The following is a 1040-nucleotide window of genomic DNA, read 5'->3' as shown; positions in this document are numbered from 1 at the left end:
TATGCCTTTATCTTTCAGCATTTTCTGGTAATGCTTATGTTGGTACTGCCAGCCTTGATCTGAATGCAGAATGAGTCCGGTGTCGTCCGGTATCTTTGCAAAAGCCTTTTCAAGCATATCTGTCACTTGATTCAAATTAGGATGGTAACTCAGGTTGTAGGACACAACTTCGCCGTTAAAAAGGTCGATGATTGGTGACAGATACAACTTGGTACCAAACAACGCAAACTCCGTCACGTCTGTGACCCACTTCTGATTTGGCTTATCTGCCTTGAAATCACGTTCCAACAGATTGGGTGCTATTCTACCCACTTCACCCCTGAAAGAATTATATTTCTTCATACGTACACGGCAGAATATCCCCATTTTACGCATTAGCCGCTGAACAGTCTTGTGATTTATCTTATGTGTTTTTCTAAGCTCTTTAGTTATTCTTCGATAGCCATAGCGTCCTTGATTATCATCATATATCTTACGAATCATAGCTTTTATCTCAGCATATTTATCTGCCTTGGGGCTGCTGAACTGTTTACTGTAATAATAGTAGGTACTGCGAGGGATACCGGCAACATCAATGAGCAGACCTATCTTGTGTTCATGCCTCAGTTCCCAGATCACTTGTGCTTTTTCTCTTGCCGTACCCTCTCGGCAACCAAGGCATTCAATTTTTTTAAGTATGCATTCTCCGCTCGAAGACGCTGTACCTCTGCTATGAGATCCTCCTCAACTTCTTTCTTCAGCTTTGGCGGACGACCTGTTGACTTGCGTCCTCGGCGTTCAACATAAAATCCTTCTTTGCCCTCTTCAAGATAGATTCTTTCCCAGTCAGCAACACGATTATGATTACTTACATCAAATTCCCGTGCTGCTTCACTATAGCTTAGCTTTTCTTTCTGCATTGTTTCTACTACTTTGATCTTGAATTCGGGTGTGTATCTCTTATTTGGTTTTCCTTTAGGCATAAAAATGCCCCCTTTCGTTAGATTTCTGATTGGTACACTTCTATTATACCACATTGTCTAACAAAAGGGGAGCATTTC

The 1040-nt window shown here is 41.5% G+C and carries 2 protein-coding genes; both read right to left on the bottom strand.

All coding sequences use genetic code 11. The annotated features are described in order from the left end of the window. On the bottom strand, positions 1–618 hold a 618-nt coding region (locus CUS_RS17260), incomplete at its 3' end, for an IS3 family transposase (RefSeq protein ID WP_002853174.1). Beyond that, a complete protein-coding gene (locus tag CUS_RS17255) occupies positions 615–962 on the bottom strand; it encodes a transposase (protein ID WP_002853173.1) in 348 nt (115 codons plus the stop codon). The genes CUS_RS17255 and CUS_RS17260, both read right to left, overlap by 4 nt. Between the last annotated feature and the right edge of the window lie 78 nt (positions 963–1040).

Source organism: Hominimerdicola alba 8, assembly GCF_000178155.2.
Classification (GTDB): domain Bacteria; phylum Bacillota; class Clostridia; order Oscillospirales; family Ruminococcaceae; genus Hominimerdicola; species Hominimerdicola alba_C.
This window is presented reverse-complemented; position numbering and strand designations above follow the sequence as displayed.